14 protein-coding genes and 1 pseudogene are annotated in these 16,951 nt (G+C 72.4%); 14 read left to right on the plus strand and 1 reads right to left on the minus strand.

The genetic code is table 11. The annotated features are described in order from the left end of the window. Positions 1-316: 316 nt before the first annotated feature. The 5 genes and pseudogenes from OIE12_RS24120 to OIE12_RS24140 all read left to right on the plus strand — a co-directional run. Positions 317-673 (plus strand): annotated as a pseudogene (locus OIE12_RS24120) (YraN family protein); the annotation flags it as partial. Next, positions 673-2,304 (plus strand): YifB family Mg chelatase-like AAA ATPase, encoded by a 1,632-nt coding sequence (locus OIE12_RS24125; protein WP_329138641.1) that lies wholly within the window; start codon positions 673-675, stop codon positions 2,302-2,304. The pseudogene OIE12_RS24120 and the gene OIE12_RS24125, both read left to right, overlap by 1 nt. After that, on the plus strand, positions 2,301-3,617 hold the full coding sequence (dprA, locus tag OIE12_RS24130; protein ID WP_329138643.1) for a DNA-processing protein DprA: 1,317 nt from the start codon (positions 2,301-2,303) through the stop codon (positions 3,615-3,617). Before OIE12_RS24125 ends, dprA begins: the two co-directional genes overlap by 4 nt. A gap of 323 nt (positions 3,618-3,940) precedes the next feature. Next, positions 3,941-4,780, plus strand: coding sequence for an RNA polymerase sigma factor WhiG (whiG, locus tag OIE12_RS24135; protein WP_329138645.1), 840 nt, complete (start codon positions 3,941-3,943; stop codon positions 4,778-4,780). A gap of 155 nt (positions 4,781-4,935) precedes the next feature. Beyond that, entirely contained in the window at positions 4,936-5,493 is a 558-nt protein-coding gene (locus OIE12_RS24140; protein WP_329142171.1) for a TetR/AcrR family transcriptional regulator, read from the plus strand. Positions 5,494-5,526: 33 nt separating this feature from the next. Here OIE12_RS24140 and OIE12_RS33515 read toward each other — a convergent pair whose 3' ends face one another. Beyond that, a complete protein-coding gene (locus OIE12_RS33515) occupies positions 5,527-5,853 on the minus strand; it encodes a peptidoglycan DD-metalloendopeptidase family protein (protein WP_443053894.1) in 327 nt (108 codons plus the stop codon). A gap of 781 nt (positions 5,854-6,634) precedes the next feature. Between OIE12_RS33515 and rpsB the strand changes: the two genes are divergently transcribed. The 9 genes from rpsB (at position 6,635) to OIE12_RS24190 (ending at position 16,884) form a co-directional block, all read left to right on the plus strand. Continuing rightward, on the plus strand, positions 6,635-7,540 hold the full coding sequence (gene rpsB / locus OIE12_RS24150) for a 30S ribosomal protein S2 (RefSeq protein WP_329138647.1): 906 nt from the start codon (positions 6,635-6,637) through the stop codon (positions 7,538-7,540). A 229-nt stretch (positions 7,541-7,769) separates the two neighbouring features. Further along, positions 7,770-8,615: a translation elongation factor Ts gene (gene tsf / locus OIE12_RS24155; protein ID WP_329138649.1), complete on the plus strand. Its 846-nt coding sequence runs from the start codon at positions 7,770-7,772 to the stop codon at positions 8,613-8,615. A gap of 257 nt (positions 8,616-8,872) precedes the next feature. Further along, positions 8,873-9,634 (plus strand): UMP kinase, encoded by a 762-nt coding sequence (pyrH, locus tag OIE12_RS24160; RefSeq protein ID WP_329138651.1) that lies wholly within the window; start codon positions 8,873-8,875, stop codon positions 9,632-9,634. A gap of 141 nt (positions 9,635-9,775) precedes the next feature. Continuing rightward, a complete protein-coding gene (gene frr, locus OIE12_RS24165) occupies positions 9,776-10,333 on the plus strand; it encodes a ribosome recycling factor (RefSeq protein ID WP_030382187.1) in 558 nt (185 codons plus the stop codon). Continuing rightward, the gene (locus OIE12_RS24170; protein WP_329138654.1) at positions 10,333-11,520 is read left to right on the plus strand and encodes a phosphatidate cytidylyltransferase; all 1,188 of its coding nucleotides are present in this window, start codon (positions 10,333-10,335) and stop codon (positions 11,518-11,520) included. The genes frr and OIE12_RS24170 overlap by 1 nt, the downstream gene beginning before the upstream one ends. 129 nt (positions 11,521-11,649) lie before the next feature. Then, positions 11,650-12,756, plus strand: coding sequence for a 23S rRNA (adenine(2503)-C(2))-methyltransferase RlmN (gene rlmN, locus OIE12_RS24175; protein WP_329138656.1), 1,107 nt, complete (start codon positions 11,650-11,652; stop codon positions 12,754-12,756). Positions 12,757-13,060: 304 nt separating this feature from the next. Next, on the plus strand, positions 13,061-14,143 hold the full coding sequence (locus OIE12_RS24180) for a thiamine ABC transporter substrate-binding protein (protein WP_329138658.1): 1,083 nt from the start codon (positions 13,061-13,063) through the stop codon (positions 14,141-14,143). A gap of 119 nt (positions 14,144-14,262) precedes the next feature. Next, complete coding sequence (locus tag OIE12_RS24185; protein WP_329142175.1) at positions 14,263-15,864, plus strand: ABC transporter permease; 1,602 nt, start codon at positions 14,263-14,265, stop codon at positions 15,862-15,864. Further along, positions 15,865-16,884 (plus strand): ABC transporter ATP-binding protein, encoded by a 1,020-nt coding sequence (locus tag OIE12_RS24190; RefSeq protein ID WP_329138660.1) that lies wholly within the window; start codon positions 15,865-15,867, stop codon positions 16,882-16,884. Positions 16,885-16,951: the final 67 nt, after the last annotated feature.

Here is a 16,951-nt window from a genome sequence, read left to right on the forward strand (position 1 = left end):
GGCCCTGGACGGCCGGGCTCGCGTCAACGAGTGAGCCGCGCGCCACCCCTGCGGGTGGTGGAGATATCCACAATCCGCCGGTTGTCCACCAAGATCCACACGTATGTGGTTCTGCCCGCAGTGTTGGCGCCGAGGAGGTGCCGACATGGCAGAGACATACGAAGAGACACACCGGAAGCCGCACCGAGAGCCGCACCGAGAGACGCACCGAGAGACGTGCCGAGGGACGCTTGAGAAGAACGGCACGAAGACGCGGGCACGGAGCGGCGCGCCCGTCGTCCGCGCGCCCGCCGTCGGACCACGCGGCGCAGGGACGGCGCGCAGCGCGCTCGGACGGTACGGAGAGGCGCTGGCGGCCCGGCGGCTCACCGAGTCCGGGCTGACCGTCCTGCGGCGCAACTGGCGCTGCGGCAGGACCGGCGAGATCGACATCGTCGCCCGCGACGGCGACGCACTCGTCATCTGCGAGGTCAAGACACGCAGGGCCGGCCCCTTCGAACACCCCATGGCCGCCATCACCCCGGCCAAGGCGGAACGCCTGCGCGGCCTCGCCGAACGCTGGCTGCAGGAACACGGAGGAGCCCCACCCGGCGGCGTCCGCATCGACCTGGTCGGCGTCGTCCTCCCGAAGCGTGGCGCACCCGTCGTCGAACACGTACGGGGGGTGGCGTGATGGGATTCGCCCGTACGTGCTCGGTGGCACTCGTCGGCGTCGAGGGCGTCGTCGTCGAGGTCCAGGCCGACCTGGAACCCGGAGTCGCCGCCTTCACCCTCGTCGGCCTGCCCGACAAGAGCCTCACCGAGAGCAAGGACCGGGTCCGCGCGGCCGTCGTCAACTCCGGCTCCGCCTGGCCCCAGAAGAAACTCACCGTCGGCCTCAGCCCCGCCTCCGTCCCCAAAAGCGGCAGCGGCTTCGATCTGGCCGTCGCCGCGGCCGTCCTCGGCGCCTGCGAACGGATCGACCCGCGCGTCCTCGCGGACATCGTCATGATCGGCGAACTCGGCCTCGACGGCCGCGTCCGCCCCGTCCGCGGCGTCCTGCCCGCGGTCCTCGCCGCCGCCGACGCCGGCTACGAACAGGTCGTCGTCCCCGAGAGCGCGGCGGCCGAGGCCGCCCTGGTGCCCGGCGTCTCCGTCCTCGGCGTCCGCAGCCTCCGGCAGCTCATCGCCGTCCTCGCCGACGAACCCGTACCCGACGAGGACCCCGACACCGCCGGCCGGCCCGACCCGCTCCTCGCGGGGCTGCGCCTGCCCGGCGCCGGAGCCGCCACCGGCATGCACACCATCGGCGCCGCCGCCCAGGACAACGGCCACGGCCACGACCTCGCCGACGTCGTCGGCCAGCACGCGGCCCGCACGGCCGTCGAGGTCGCCGCCGCCGGCGGACACCACCTGTTCCTCGAAGGACCGCCCGGCGCGGGCAAGACCATGCTCGCCGAACGGCTCCCGGCCGTACTCCCGGCGCTCACCCGCCAGGAATCCCTCGAAGTCACCGCCGTCCACTCGGTCGCCGGCCTCCTCCCCACGGGCAAACCCCTCGTCGACACCGCCCCCTACTGCGCACCCCACCACTCCGCCACCATGCAGGCCCTCGTCGGCGGCGGCCAGGGCATCGCCCGCCCGGGCGCGGTCTCCCTCGCCCACCGGGGCATTCTCTTTCTGGACGAGGCACCTGAGTTCAACAGCCATGCCCTCGACGCCCTGCGGCAGCCCCTCGAATCGGGCCACGTGGTCATCGCCCGCAGCGCCGGCGTCGTACGGTTCCCGGCCAAGTTCCTGATGGTCCTCGCCGCCAACCCCTGCCCCTGCGGCCGCTTCTCCCAGCGCGACACCCAGTGCGAATGCCCGCCCTCCGTGATCCGCCGCTACCAGGCCCGGCTCTCCGGACCACTCCTGGACCGCGTCGACCTGCGCGTCGAGGTCGACCCCGTCAGCCGCTCCCAGCTCACCGACGTCGGCGCCCGGGGCGAGGCCACGGCCACCGTCGCCGCCCGCGTGCACGCCGCCCGGGAACGCGCGGCCGCCCGCCTCGCCGGCACCCCCTGGAGCACCAACAGCGAGATCCCCGGCCGCGAACTGCGCAGCAGGTGGCACGCCGTACCCGGCGCCATGGAAGAGGCCGAGCACCAACTGGAACGCGGCGCGCTCACCGCCCGCGGCATCGACCGCGTCCTGCGCGTCGCCTGGACCATCGCCGACCTCACCGGCCACGACCGCCCCGGCGTCGCCGACGTCAGCCTCGCACTCCAACTGCGCACCGGCGTCCCGCGCGGCGTCCCGATGGCCATCGGAGCGGGCACATGACCGCGGAACCCCCCTCCCGGGAGGGCGGGGCGGCCGACGGCGACGGGGCCCAGGACCGGCGGGCCGGAGAACGGTGGGCCGGGGAGCGGCGGGCCGCCGACTACCGGGCAGGGGGCGTGCGGGCAGGGGACCGCCGGGCCGGGGAGCAGCGGGCCGGGGACGGGTGCGCCGTCGATCCGGAGCTGCTCGCCCGGGTCTTCCTCAGCCGTGTCGTCGAACCCGGCGACGAGACGGCCGGACGCTGGCTGCGCGAACGAGGCGCCGTCCAGGTCGCCGCGCACCTGGGAGAGGGCGGCGGACCGTTGCCGGGCGTTTCGGACACACGGTGGGCCGGACTGCTCGCCCGCGCCCGGCGGGCCGACCCCGCACACGACCTCGCCGTCGCACGGGACGCCGGAGTGCGCTTCGTCCGCCCCGGCGACATCGAATGGCCCGCGCAGCTCGACGACCTGGCGGACGCCCGGCCCGTCGGACTCTGGGTCCGCGGCACACCCAGCCTCCGGATGTGGGCCCTGCGCTCCGTCGCCGTCGTCGGCGCCCGCGCCTGCACCGAGTACGGGTCGCACATGGCCACCACCCTCGCCGCCCAACTCGCCGAACGGGGCTGGGTCGTCGTCTCCGGAGGCGCCTACGGCGTCGACGGCGCCGCCCACCGCGGTGCCCTCGCCGCCGGCGGCGCCACCGTCGCCGTCCTCGCCTGCGGCGTCGACCGCCCCTACCCCCGCGGACACACCGCACTGCTCACCAGAATCGCCCGGCAAGGACTCGTCATCGGCGAACTGCCACCCGGCGACCACCCCACGCCCAGCAGATTCATCCAGCGCAACCGGGTCATCGCCGCCCTCACCCGGGGCACCGTCGTCGTCGAGGCCGCCCACCGCAGCGGTGCCCTCGTCACCGCCCGTGCCGCCACCCGGCTCGGCCGCCACACCATGGGCGTCCCCGGCCCCGCGACCAGCGCGCTCTCCGCCGGAGTGCACGAACTGCTGCGCGGTGACGCCATCCTCGTCTCCGACGTCGCCGAGATCATCGAACTCGTCGGCGACATGGGCAAACTCGCACCGGACAGACACGGCCCCGTGCTCCCGCGCGACCTGCTCGAGACGGGCGCCGCCCAGGTTCTGGCCGCCCTGCCCGGCCGCTCCGCCGCAACCGCCGACGACATCGCCCGCGAAGCACGCACGACCCCCGACGACGCCGTCGGAAAACTGTACGAACTCCGCGCACTTGGCTTCGTGGAACGACACGGCGACGGCTGGAAGTTGACACGCCAGGCCATCGCATCCGGCCGCCCCGACCCCCACCCACCCTGACCGAGAGTGTTCGACCGTCCGTGGGACCCCCGGCGACCTCGGCACTTCGCGCTCCCGGACACAGTCGCTCATCACTGTGCGTGAGGTCTCCGGAAGCGTGCCGTATGCGGCGCGACCCCTTCGCGCAGGGGTGATGCACCGGCCTTCGCACACTGCGACGGCTCAGTCACGCTACGCTCACAAGGATCCGGCAACGACGGAACACCCACGAAACAGCACACGGCGACAACACCGCACACGGCGACAACGACAGAACACCCCGGCACGGGACCGACGGCACGCATGGCCGTACCGGTCCACGGCAGAACGGCACAAGGCGACGAATGCCCCAGCACACCTCCGGGTCCGACCGGGCGGCCATCCCCCCAGCCGCCCGCGACGGCGGCACCGTGCGCCCGCCCGCTCCCTCGACCCTCGACGAGTTGTGGCGGACGTACAAGGCGACGGGGGACGAACGGCTGCGGGAACAGCTGATCCTGCACTACTCACCGCTGGTGAAGTACGTGGCCGGCCGGGTCAGCGTCGGCCTGCCGCCCAACGTCGAACAGGCCGACTTCGTCTCCTCCGGAGTCTTCGGCCTGATCGACGCCATCGAGAAGTACGACATCGGCCGCGAAATCAAGTTCGAGACCTACGCCATCACCCGCATCCGCGGCGCCATGATCGACGAACTGCGCGCCCTGGACTGGATCCCGCGCTCGGTACGGCAGAAGGCGCGCAACGTCGAACGGGCCTACACCACACTGGAGGCACGGCTCAGACGCACCCCCACCGAGAGCGAGGTCGCCGCCGAACTCGGCATCCGCGTGGACGACCTCCACGCCGTCTTCAGCCAGCTCTCCCTGGCCAACGTGGTCGCCCTGGAGGAGATCCTGCACATCGGCGGCGAGGGCGGCGGCCTCAGCCTGATGGACACCCTCGAGGACACCGCCGCCGACAACCCGGTCGAAGTCGCCGAGGACCGCGAACTGCGCCGGTTCCTCGCCCGGGCCATCAACACCCTGCCCGAACGCGAGAAGACCGTCGTCACGCTGTACTACTTCGAAGGCCTCACCCTCGCCGAGATCGGCAACGTACTCGGCGTCACCGAGAGTCGCGTCAGCCAGATCCACACCAAATCGGTTCTGCAACTACGCGCCAAACTGGCCGGTTTCGGCCGGTGACCCGGCCGACCGAACCCCGGTGCCACTGGCCACGGGCGCGAGCGAGGACGAACACGGGTGAGGGCGAGGACCGGACACGGGTGTGAGCGAAGCCGCTGCCGCCCGCCGGGGTCCCTCCGTACAGTGGGTGTGTGCCAAGGATTCGAGCGGCCTCCGTGGCCGAGCACCGGTCGATGCAGCGAGCCGCCCTGCTGGACGCGGCGCGGTCCCTGCTGTCCGAAGGTGGAACGGAAGCACTGACCTTCCCCGCCCTCGCCCAGCGCACCGGACTCGCGCGCTCCTCCGTCTACGAGTACTTCCGCTCCCGCGCCGCCGTCGTCGAAGAACTGTGCGAGGTCGACTTCCCCGTCTGGGCGGCCGACGTCCTGGCCGCGATGGAACGCGCCGGGACCCCCGAGGGCAAGGTCGAGGCCTACGTACGCCAGCAGCTCGCCCTCGTCGGGGACCGACGGCACCGCGCCGTCGTCGCCATCTCCGCCAGCGAACTGGACGCCGGCGCCCGGGAGAAGATCCGCGCCGCCCACGGTGCACTCGTGACCCTGGTCGTCGAGGCCCTCGCCGCCCTCGGGCACGAACAGCCCCGCATGGCGGCGATGCTGCTCCAGGGCATCGTCGACGCGGCCGTGCGCCGCATCGAGTTCGGCGCGGCCGAGGACCCCGGGACGATCACCGACGCCGCGGTCGCCCTCGCCCTGCGGGGCGTCCGGGGCTGACGCCGGACCGGCCGCTGCCCCGAAGGTCCCCGGTCACGGCGCACCCGGCACCGGCAGCAGCCGGGACGGTCCCCGGCGCAGCAGCCAGGGTGGCAGCAGGGAGAGCGGGTCGAGATAGGCCTCGCCCCGGCGCAGCCCCCAATGCAGACAGCCCGTGGGACAGTGCCGCGGACCCGGCTCCGCGAGGAAGCCGACCACGTCGCCCGGCGCGACCACGTCGCCCTTGTGCACGGAGGCGCGCACGGACTGATAGGTGGTGCGCAGCGGCGGGGCGCCGGTCCCCGCCAGCTCCACCGAGACGACCCCGAGCCCGCCGACCGGCCCCGCGAAGGAGACCCGCCCCGCCGCGACGGCCCGCACGGGAGCACCCGGCGCCGCCGCCAGATCCACCCCGCGATGCCCCGGCCCGTAGGCCGACGCCGGCGGCTCCCACCCGCGCAGCACCGTGGGGCGCACACCGACGGGCCATGTACGGGCGAGGGCGAGGGCGGGGACGGGGATGGCGGGGGCGGGGGTGACGGGCGGTGGTGCGGAAACGGGGGGAGGGGCCCCCGCCCCCCTACCCCCCACCCCACCCCTCCCCGAACCCCCCGCCCACGCCCCCGCCGGCACCGCCGTCGCCAGCGTCGCGAGCAGCAGCCCCGCCCACAGCGCCGACCGCCGTATCCCCGGCCGCCCCGCCCCAGCCCGCGTGACCGCCCCAGCCCCAGGCCCAGCTGCAACCTCTGGCCCAACCGCAGCCCCTGGCCCCGGCCCCACCCCAGGCGCCGTCCCCGTTCCTGTCCCCAGCCCCAGCCCCAGCCCCAGCTCCAGTCCTGGCCCGGCCCCTGTCACCTCGGAGATCTTCGCTCTCCGTTGCCTCGTTCGCATGGGGAGACTCTGCCGTGATCGGCGAAAGCCTGCTGGAGCCTGTGGACAACTCGCCGGTTGTGGACATCGGCGTCACCCGGTGCTCCGCGGGTCCCGTACACTTCAGGTGGCGACCCGGGCCACCGGGTCGACTTCGCACGCCCCGGCACGTGATCCGGCAACGGTCCGTGTCAGCGCCCCTCGGTCCTTCGTGGCAGGGCGCACCGCGGGCGTCAGGCGCGGGTGCTGTCCGGCATCCGCGGCACAACCGAGAAATTCGAGGAGAGCGGCCATGGCCGTCGTCACGATGCGGGAGCTGCTGGAGAGCGGCGTCCACTTCGGTCACCAGACCCGTCGTTGGAACCCGAAGATGAAGCGGTTCATCTTCACGGAGCGCAACGGCATCTACATCATCGACCTGCTCCAGTCGCTGTCGTACATCGACCGCGCCTACGAGTTCGTCAAGGAGACCGTCGCCCACGGCGGCACGGTCATGTTCGTCGGTACGAAGAAGCAGGCGCAGGAGGCCATCGCGGAGCAGGCCACCCGCGTCGGCATGCCCTACGTGAACCAGCGCTGGCTGGGCGGCATGCTCACCAACTTCTCGACCGTCTACAAGCGGCTGCAGCGCCTCAAGGAGCTGGAGCAGATCGACTTCGAGGACGTGGCCGCCTCCGGCCTCACCAAGAAGGAGCTCCTGGTCCTCTCCCGCGAGAAGGCCAAGCTGGAGAAGACCCTCGGCGGTATCCGCGAGATGCAGAAGGTGCCCAGCGCCGTCTGGATCGTGGACACCAAGAAGGAGCACATCGCGGTCGGTGAGGCCCGGAAGCTCAACATCCCGGTCGTCGCCATCCTGGACACCAACTGCGACCCCGACGAGGTCGACTACAAGATCCCGGGCAACGACGACGCGATCCGCTCCGTCACCCTGCTCACCCGTGTGATCGCGGACGCCGTCGCCGAGGGCCTCATCGCCCGCTCCGGTGCCGCCGAGAACAAGGGCGAGAAGGCCGCGGGCGAGCCGCTCGCCGAGTGGGAGCGCGACCTGCTCGAGGGTGGCGAGAAGAAGGCGGAGTCCGAGGCCGCCGCTCCGGCCGCCGAGGCCGAGAAGCCCGCCGAGACCCCTGCCGCGGAGGCTCCGGCCGCCGAGGCGGAGAAGCCGGCCGAGGCCCCGGCCGCCGAGGCCGAGCAGGCCTGACGCGAGGACCGGGACGCGTCCGGCACAGGCCCGCCCGGGCGGGTTCGTCCGGGCAGGCAGCCGGAACGCGTCCGGTCGTCCAGTGCGTTGACGGCGGGAGCGGTGGCACGACCTCCGCTCCCGCCGTTCACCCGTAGGCCGGCGGCGCCCCACGCGGCACGCCCGAGGTGTGGACCGCGGACCCCGCCGACCGTCGATCTTCCAGACTTCGAGAAAGATTCACAGACTGATGGCGAACTACACCGCCGCCGACGTCAAGAAGCTCCGTGAGCTCACCGGCGCCGGCATGATGGACTGCAAGAAGGCGCTCGACGAGGCCGAGGGCAACGTCGACAAGGCCGTCGAGGCCCTGCGCATCAAGGGCCAGAAGGGCGTCGCCAAGCGCGAGGGCCGCTCCGCCGAGAACGGCGCCGTGGTCTCCGTCCTGGCCGACGACAACACCTCCGGCGTCCTGGTCGAGCTGAAGTGCGAGACGGACTTCGTCGCCAAGGGCGAGAAGTTCCAGGCGGTCGCCAAGGCGATCGCCGAGCACGTCGCCAAGACCTCCCCGGCGGACCTCCAGGCGCTGCTCGCCTCCGAGATCGAGGCCGGCAAGACCGTCCAGGCGTACGTGGACGAGGCCAACGCCAACCTGGGCGAGAAGATCGTCCTGGACCGCTTCGCGCAGTTCGCGGGCGGCTTCGTGACGGCGTACATGCACCGCACGATGCCCGACCTGCCGCCGCAGATCGGCGTGCTCGTCGAGCTTGACAAGGGGACCGACGAGGCCGCTGCGGTCGCCAAGGGCATCGCCCAGCACATCGCCGCGTTCGCGCCGAAGTACCTCTCCCGCGAGGACGTCCCGGCGGAGGTCGTCGAGGCCGAGCGCCGCATCGCCGAGGAGACCACCCGCGCCGAGGGCAAGCCCGAGGCCGCCCTGCCGAAGATCGTCGAGGGGCGCGTCAACGGCTTCTTCAAGGACGCCACGCTGCTCGGCCAGCCGTACGCGCTGGACAACAAGAAGTCGGTCCAGAAGGTCCTGGACGAGGCCGGTGTCACCCTGAAGCGCTTCACGCGCATCAAGGTCGGCATCTGAGTCCGTACCGCGACGGGGGCGCGAGCCCTATAGGGTCGAGAGCGGCCGTCCGTGCCGTCGCGTCGTGCGTGGCACCGGTGCCGCCGGCGTCCTGAGATGTGCGGGACGTCCGGCCGGTGCCGTCCCGCACGCGCGCGTGGCGGACGACAGCACAGCTGACTGACGAGGAGGCCATTGCCGCGCATGGGAAGCGAACCACGCCCCCACCGGCAATGGCCTTCTTCGTATGTGTGACACGTAAAAGAGGCGAGATCTCCATGACCACCAAGGCCGAGAAGAGCGACGACGGCGGCAAAGTGCCCGGCCGGTATCTGCTGAAGCTGTCCGGGGAGGCGTTCTCCGGCGGCGGCGGGCTCGGCGTCGATCCGGACGTGGTGCACGCCATCGCGCGGGAGATCGCGGCCGTGGTGCGGGACGGCGCGCAGATCGCCGTCGTCATCGGGGGCGGCAACTTCTTCCGCGGGGCGGAGCTCCAGCAGCGCGGGATGGACCGGGCGCGCTCGGACTACATGGGCATGCTCGGCACGGTCATGAACTGCCTCGCCCTCCAGGACTTCCTGGAGAAGGAGGGCATCCAGTGCCGGGTGCAGACCGCGATCACCATGGGGCAGGTCGCCGAGCCGTACATTCCGCTGCGGGCGGTGCGGCACCTGGAGAAGGGCCGTGTGGTGATCTTCGGCGCCGGGATGGGCATGCCGTACTTCTCCACCGACACCACCGCCGCCCAGCGCGCCCTGGAGATCGACGCCGAGGCGCTGCTCATGGGCAAGAACGGCGTGGACGGGGTCTACGACTCCGACCCGAAGACCAACCCCGGCGCGGTCAAGTTCGACGCGCTCAGCTACGGCGAGGTCATCACCCGGGACCTGCGGGTCGCCGACGCCACCGCGATCACGCTGTGCCGGGACAACAAGCTGCCCATCCTGGTCTTCGAGCTGCTGACGGAGGGCAACATCGCGCGTGCCGTCAAGGGTGAGAAGATCGGCACCCTCGTGGGTGAACAGGACAGCCGGAGCTGACGGAGGCGCCCCGGACCGGGGGATGGACAATGTCCTGCCGGTCCGGAAGCGTGCAGGAACAGGAAGAAGACGCGACGCAGCCGGCCGCCGTCCCGACCAGGATCAGATGCCGGGCCCACTCAAGACACGCAGGAGCAAGTGGTGATCGAAGAGACCCTCCTCGAGGCCGAGGAGAAGATGGAGAAGGCCGTCGTGGTCGCCAAGGAGGACTTCGCCGCGATCCGCACCGGCCGTGCGCACCCGGCGATGTTCAACAAGATCGTGGCCGACTACTACGGTGCGCCGACGCCGATCAACCAGCTGGCCTCGTTCTCCGTGCCGGAGCCGCGCATGGCCGTGGTGACCCCGTTCGACAAGACCGCGCTGCGCAACATCGAGCAGGCGATCCGCGACTCCGACCTCGGCGTCAACCCGAGCAACGACGGCAACATCATCCGCGTGGTGTTCCCGGAGCTCACCGAGGAGCGCCGCCGGGACTACATCAAGGTCGCCAAGACCAAGGGCGAGGATGCCAAGATCTCCATCCGTTCGGTGCGCCGCAAGGCCAAGGACACCATCGACAAGCTGATCAAGGACGGCGAGATCGGCGAGGACGAGGGCCGCCGCGCGGAGAAGGAGCTCGACGACACCACCGCCAAGTACGTCGCCCAGGTGGACGAGCTGCTCAAGCACAAGGAAGCCGAGCTGCTCGAGGTCTGATGAACGACTCATCCTGGGGGGCGCCGCCGCAGGCCGGGTACGGAAGGGGGCCCGACCGGGGCCCCTTCCGGGGGGCCGCACCGGCGGGTCCCGCCTACGACGCGCGGGACGCCCACGGTCCGTCGCAGACTCGGCCCATGCCCATCGTGCCCGACGTGCCCGCACCCGGCGGGGACCAGGACGGCCGGGGGACCGCCGCACCGGGCGGCCCCCCGTTCCACCACCCGGCCCCGCCGCAGCCGCCCTACGGGACCCCGCCGCCCCCCGGTGCCCAGCCGTACCCGGGGGCCCAGCCGCAGAAGCCGGAGCCCATGCCCGAGCCAGCCGCCGCCCAGCCGGCGCCCGTGCCCCAGTCGGGCCCGCCGCCGAAGAAGAGCGCGGGCCGTGACCTGGGCGCGGCCATAGGGGTCGGCGTCGGGCTCGGCGTGGTCATCATCGCGTCGCTGTTCTTCGTCAAGGCCGTGTTCGTCGGCGTCATCGCGGTCGCCGTCGTGGTGGGGCTGTGGGAGCTCACCAGCAGGCTCCAGGAGCGCAAGGGCATCCGCGCGCCCCTGGTCCCGCTGGCGCTCGGCGGGGCCGCGATGGTCGTCGCCGGATATCTGCGGGGCGCGCAGGGCGCCTGGGTGGCGATGGCGCTCACCGCCCTCGCGGTCCTGGTGTGGCGGATGACGCAGCCGCCGGAGAACTACCTCAAGGACGTCACCGCGGGCGTGTTCGCCGCGTTCTACGTGCCGTTCCTCGCCACGTTCGTCGCCCTGATGCTGGCCGCCGACGACGGCCCCTGGCGGGTGCTGACGTTCCTGATACTGACGGTGGTCAGCGACACCGGCGCCTACGCCGTCGGCTGGCGCTTCGGCCGGCACAAGCTCGCTCCGCGGATCAGCCCCGGCAAGACCCGCGAGGGCCTGATCGGCGCGGTCGCCTTCGCGATGGTGGCGGGCGCGCTGTGCATGCGGTACCTCGTCGACGACGGGAAGTGGTGGCAGGGCCTGCTGCTCGGCCTCGCCGTCGCGGCCACGGCCACGCTGGGCGACCTCGGCGAGTCGATGATCAAGCGTGACCTGGGCATCAAGGACATGGGCACGCTGCTCCCGGGCCACGGAGGCATCATGGACCGGCTCGACTCGCTGCTGCCGACGGCGCCGGTGGTGTGGTTGCTGCTGGTGGCGTTCGTCGGCTCCGGGTGAGCCCCGGACCGGCCGAGGCGGGCGGATTCTTCCGGGCGTACGGCGCTGAGCTGCGGTTTTCGTGACGAGGGACCCGTTGTCCACAGGGCGGCGGGTCCCTCGTCGTCCGTCTGCGACACTGGTAGGACCATGCCCAAGCCCGGAGAACTCACTTTCGTCGCGCCGCGCGGTGCCAAGAAGCCGCCGCGGCACCTTGCCGACCTCTCGCCCGCCGAGCGCAAGGAGGCCGTCGCCGCGATCGGCGAGAAGCCGTTCCGCGCCAAGCAGCTCTCGCAGCACTACTTCGCCCGGTACGCGCACGACCCGCAGGAGTGGACGGACATCCCCGCCGCCTCGCGCGGCCGGCTGGGGGAGGCGCTGCTGCCTGAGCTGATGACGGTCGTCCGGCATCTGTCGACCGACCAGGACACCACCCGCAAGACCCTCTGGCGGCTGTTCGACGGCACGCTCGTCGAGTCCGTGCTGATGCGCTACCCGGACCGGGTGACCATGTGCATCAGCTCGCAGGCCGGCTGCGGCATGAACTGCCCGTTCTGCGCCACCGGCCAGGCGGGCCTGGACCGCAACCTGTCGACCGCCGAGATCGTGCACCAGATCGTCGACGGCATGCGCGCCCTGCGCGACGGCGAGATCCCCGGCGGCCCCGCCCGGCTGTCCAACATCGTCTTCATGGGCATGGGCGAACCGCTCGCCAACTACAACCGGGTCGTCGCCGCGATCCGCCGGCTCACCGACCCCGAGCCGGACGGCCTCGGGCTGTCCCAGCGCGGCATCACCGTCTCCACGGTCGGCCTCGTCCCGGCGATCCACCGGTTCACCGACGAGGGCTTCAAGTGCCGGCTCGCGATCTCCCTGCACGCCCCCGACGACGAACTGCGCGACACCCTCGTCCCCGTCAACACGCGGTGGAAGGTGCGCGAGGTCCTGGACGCCGGGTTCGAGTACGCGGCCAGGTCCGGGCGGCGGCTGTCCATCGAGTACGCCCTCATCCGCGACATCAACGACCAGGCGTGGCGCGGCGACCGGCTCGGCCGGCTCCTCAAGGGCCGCCCGGTGCACGTCAACCTGATCCCGCTCAACCCGACGCCCGGCTCGAAGTGGACCGCCTCGCGGCCCGAGGACGAGAAGGCGTTCGTCGAGGCGATCGCCGCGCACGGTGTGCCGGTGACGATCCGGGACACCCGGGGCCAGGAGATCGACGGCGCCTGCGGCCAGCTCGCGGCGACCGAGCGGTAGGCCGGGCTCCCGGCCCACCGGCCCACCGGCCCACCGGCACCGAACGGTAGGCTTACGGACAGACGGTAGTCTTTTCAGCCAACCACATCTCCATATACACCTTCATATTCCGACAGGGGAGCGCCACAGCGCTGAGAGTGCGGCAACCGGGCCGCAGACCCTCTGAACCTCGCCCAGGTCATTCTGGGTAGGGAGATCGGTCGTCACTCGAGCTGTTGCGCCCTGTCCGGGCCACCGCCGCCCGCGGGCGGGGGAGACCCGGACAGGGCCGCGTCTTCTCCTGGTCACCCCAGGAGGAAATCCAGTGCACACCAAGAGCTTGGTGGCCGTCGCCGCGGGCCTCGGCCTTCTCACGCTGTCCGCGTGCGGCTCGTCGTCCGGACCGGACGGCGACTCCGGGTCCGGCGGCGACTCCAAGACCGTCACCCTCGTCAGCCACGACTCGTGGGCCGTCTCCAAGGACGTGCTCAAGGACTTCGAGAAGAAGTCCGGCTACACGGTGAAGGTCCTCAAGGACGGCGATGCCGGGCAGGCCGTCAACAAGGCCATCCTCACCAAGGACAACCCGCAGGGCGACGTCTTCTTCGGCGTCGACAACACCCTGCTCTCCCGCGCCCTCGACAACGGCCTGTTCCAGCCGTACGAGGCCAAGGGGCTGGACAAGGTGGGCGCCGCCTACCGGCTCGACGACAAGCACCGGGTCACGCCCGTCGACTACGGCGACATCTGCGTCAACTACGACAAGGCGTACTTCAGCAAGCACAAGCTGACCCCGCCCGCCTCCTTCGCCGACCTCACCAAGCCCCGGTACAAGGACCTCCTCGTCACCGAGAACGCCTCCACCTCCTCGCCCGGACTCGGCTTCCTCCTCGGCACCGCCGCCCAGTACGGCGACGGCTGGCAGGACTACTGGAAGAAGCTCAAGGCCAACGGCGTCAAGGTCGTCGACGGCTGGGAGCAGGCCTACAACGAGGAGTTCTCCGGCTCCGCGGGCGGCAAGAAGGCCAAGGGCGACCGCCCGCTCGTCGTGTCCTACGCCTCCTCCCCGCCCGCCGAGGTCGTCTACGCCGACCCGCAGCCCAAGACCGCGCCCACCGGCGTCGCCGACGGCACCTGTTTCCGGCAGATCGAGTTCGCCGGGCTGCTGAGCAACGCCCACCACACCAAGGGCGGCAAGGCACTCCTCGACTTCCTGCTCTCCACGGAGTTCCAGCAGGACATGCCGCTCAACATGTTCGTCTACCCGGTCGTCGAGGGCGCGAAGGTGCCCGAGGCGTTCACGAAGTACGGGCCCGCCGCCAAGGACCCCGAGACCATGGCCCCCGACAAGATCGCGGACCACCGTGACCAGTGGGTCAAGACGTGGACCTCACTCGTACTGAAGTGACGGACGTGACGGACGTGACGGGAGCGGCGGACAAGGCGGGGGCGACCGGAGCGGTCCGCGCGGCCGGCCGCGCCGCCCGCGCGGACCGCCGCCGGCGGAACGCGGCACGGCTCGGCCTGATGGCCCTGCCCGTCGCGTTCTTCGCGGTGTTCTTCGCCTACCCCGTCGCCGCCATCGTCGCCCGCGGCCTGAAGACGGACGGCGGCTGGCAGTTCGGGCGGATCGCGGACGTCCTCGGCCAGTCCGGCATCCGGCACGTGCTGTGGTTCACCACCTGGCAGGCGCTCGCCTCCACCGCGCTCACGCTGGCGATCGCGCTCCCCGGCACCTACGTCTTCGCGCGCTTGGACTTCCCCGGCCGGCACGTGCTGCGCGCGGTGGTGACCGTGCCGTTCGTGCTGCCGACCGTCGTCGTCGGCACCGCCTTCCTCGCCCTCGTCGGCCGCGGCGGACTCCTCGACGAGCTGTGGGGCGTGCGGCTGGACACCACGGTGTGGGCGATCCTGCTCGCGCACGTCTTCTTCAACTACGCCGTCGTCGTCCGCACCGTCGGCGGCCTCTGGTCACAGCTCGACCCCCGCCAGGAAGAGGCCGCGCGGATGCTCGGCGCCTCCCGCCTCACCGCCTGGCGCACGGTCACCCTGCCCGCGCTCGGCCCGGCCGTGGCCGCCGCCGCGCTCATGGTGTTCCTGTTCACCTTCACCTCCTTCGGCATCGTGCAGATCCTCGGCGGCCCCACCTTCGCCACCCTCGAAGTGGAGATCTACCGGCAGACCTCCGAGATCTTCGACCTCGCCACGGCGGCCGTCCTCACCCTCGTCCAGTTCGCCGCCGTCGGCGCGATCCTCGCCGTGCACGCCTGGACCGTGCGCCGCCGGGAGAGCGCGCTGCGGCTCGTCGACGCCTCCCGCACCGCGCGCCGCCCGCGCGGCGCCGGACAGTGGGCGCTGCTCGGCGGCGTCCTCGCCACCGTCGCCCTGCTGCTGGTGCTGCCGCTCGCCGTCCTCGTCCAGCGCTCCCTGGACGCGCCCGGCTTCGCCTACTACAAGGCGCTCACCCGCGAGGACGGCGGCACCTTCCTCGTCCCGCCGATCGACGCCGTCGGCACCTCCCTGCGCTACGCCCTCGCCGCCACCGTCGTCGCCTTGGTGGTCGGCGGGCTCGCCGCCGCCGCGCTGGCCCGCCGCGACGCCGGACGGCTCGTCCGCGGCTTCGACGCGCTGCTGATGCTGCCGCTCGGCGTGTCCGCCGTCACCGTCGGCTTCGGCTTCCTCATCGCCCTCGACGAACCCCCGCTGGACCTGCGCTCCTCCTGGATGCTGGTGCCGCTCGCGCAGGCCCTGGTGGGCGTGCCCTTCGTGGTGCGCACCATGCTGCCCGTGCTGCGCGCCGTGGACGACCGGCTGCGGCAGGCCGCCGCCGTGCTCGGCGCCTCCCCCTGGCGGGTGTGGCGCGAGGTCGACCTGCCGCTGGTGCGCAGGGCGCTGCTCGTCGCCGCCGGGTTCGCGTTCGCCGTGTCGCTGGGGGAGTTCGGGGCGACCGTGTTCATCGCCCGCCCCGACAACCCCACCCTGCCCGTCGCCGTCGCCCGGCTTCTCGGGCGGGCCGGCGAGCTCAACTACGGGCAGGCGATGGCCCTGTCCACGATCCTGATGGTGGTGTGCGCGCTCGCCCTGCTCCTCCTGGAGCGGCTGCGCACCGACCGGAGCGGGGAGTTCTAGATGCTGCTCAGTCTTGAGGGCGCGCACGTCCGCTTCGGCGCGCGGGCCGCGCTCGACGCCGTCGACCTGGACGTCGCCGAGCACGAGACCGTGTGCGTGCTCGGCCCCAGCGGCAGCGGCAAGTCCACCCTGCTGCGGGCCGTCGCCGGACTCCAGCCGCTGGACGCCGGACGGGTCCTCCTCGACGGCCGCGACCAGGCCGCCGTGCCCGCGCACCGGCGCGAGGTCGGCCTGATGTTCCAGGACCACCAGCTGTTCCCGCAGCGCGACGTCGGCGGCAACGTCGCCTTCGGCCCGCGCATGCGCGGTGTGCCGAAGGGCGAGCGGGCCGAGCGGGTGCGGGAGCTGCTGGAGCTGGTCGGGCTGCCCGGCGCCGAACGACGGGCGGTGGCCGCCCTGTCCGGCGGCGAGCAGCAGCGCGTCGCCCTCGCCCGTGCGCTCGCCGCCCGCCCCCGGCTGCTGATGCTCGACGAACCCCTCGGCCAGCTCGACCGCTCGCTGCGGACACGCCTCGTCGTCGAACTCCGCGAACTCTTCGCCCGGCTCGGCACCACCGTGCTCGCCGTCACCCACGACCAGGGCGAGGCGTTCGCGCTCGCCGACCGGGTCGTCGTCATGCGCGACGGGCGCATCGCCCAGACCGGCACCCCGCTTCAGGTCTGGCAGCGCCCCGCCGACGCGTTCGTGGCCCGCTTCCTCGGCTTCGACAACGTCGTCCCGGCCACCGTCACCGGCCATGCCGCCGACACCCCATGGGGCAAGCTGCCCGTCCCGGAGGGCTCCCCGCAGGGCCCCGGCACGCTGCTCGTACGGCCCGCCGGGGTACGGCTGGTGAGCGGCGCCGAAGGGCTGCCGTGCACCGTCACCGCCCGCACCTTCCGCGGCACCCACGTCTCCGTCCACCTCCGCCCCGAGGGCGCGCCCCGCCTGGAAGCGGCCTGCGCCCTGCGGGACGCCCCCGAGGTCGGCAGCGAGGTCGGCGTCACGTTCGACGCCGCCGAGACCGTCCTGCTCGGCTGAACGCCCCGCAGGCGTCCGGGACATGACGACGGCCCGCCCCCGTGGGGGGACGGGCCGTCGACGCTCG

The organism is Streptomyces sp. NBC_00670, from assembly GCF_036226765.1.
Lineage (GTDB): Bacteria > Actinomycetota > Actinomycetes > Streptomycetales > Streptomycetaceae > Streptomyces.